The following is a 1,061-nucleotide window of genomic DNA, read 5'->3' as shown; positions in this document are numbered from 1 at the left end:
AATATAATAGTAAATCTCTCGCACAGTTATGGAAGGAGGTAAAGCATTAAATTCATCTTTATCCAATCCTTTGGGGCAAGTTTTTGGCTTATACCAAGTAACTAATTTGTCGCAATCTCCAACAATTTTACCTTTTCGCATAGTTGTTGTACGAGATTGATGTTTACGAAACACAGGATCACAATTAAACTTTTTAATAGTAAACATATCGGCGTAAGCACAAAAAGCTCTATCCCCTACAAGCACATCATTAGGTTTGAGAAAACTGTACAGTTTTCTAGCTAATTTAATATCATGAGTGTTCAGAACATCTATGCACAAGGCAATAGCGGCTCCCGTTACTAAGCTGAATATCACACCAATTTTGGCAATTGGGAACCCACATTCCGGCTTTTGACTACTGGGCTGTGGGTATTCTTTTTGGTTTTCTACAGTGTCAGGCATAGAGACCGTTGAGCCGTCTATCACTAAAACATTTCGACCACACCATAAATGTTCTTGGGTTACTTTCTCTTCCAGTTTTTGCGCTGAATAATTGAAAACTGTTTCTAACAATTTTTCTGGTAATCTTACTCGTGCTTGGCAGTAAGCACTCGTATCTGTTGAGGGAACTTCTACTTCTGATTCAGCCAAATGTGCAATTATTTTACTCACAGCATGATGGCAAGTTTTGTCTGTATCTAATACTTGAGCTAAAAATGCCCATAAAGTTACGAATGGGTCAAACAACCGTTTTTTATATTTGATTTTTAGCTCAGATATTGCAAGTCTTATTACCGATTCCGGCAATAGTTCTTTAAAAGGTAGCCCCAAACTTTGATTAAATTTGTCCTTGAGGATTTGTACTCGTAGTGTCACAGTAGTAATTATCGTATTCGCTTGCTCGTCTCAAAAAAAGTATTTCACAGACGAGTAAGCTTTTTCTACCTACAAAAAATTCTGGGCAACCTTACCTCATCTCTCCATTGGCGATCGCCTGGCTCATGCCATTACTTTGCTCTCTGACATTAAAAGCTGTAATCCCTATCCCGCATACTTTACAGCTTTTCTTAGTGCCATTC

At 37.9% G+C, this 1,061-nt stretch carries 1 protein-coding gene; it reads right to left on the bottom strand.

Annotation, left to right across the window (positions count from 1 at the left end):
* The coding region (locus tag AC1F2U_RS34740) for an IS4 family transposase (RefSeq protein WP_480265277.1) at positions 1-813 on the bottom strand (813 nt) is incomplete at its 3' end.
* Positions 814-1,061: the final 248 nt, after the last annotated feature.

The organism is Nostoc sp. LEGE 12454 (genome assembly GCF_056620565.1).
This window is presented reverse-complemented; position numbering and strand designations above follow the sequence as displayed.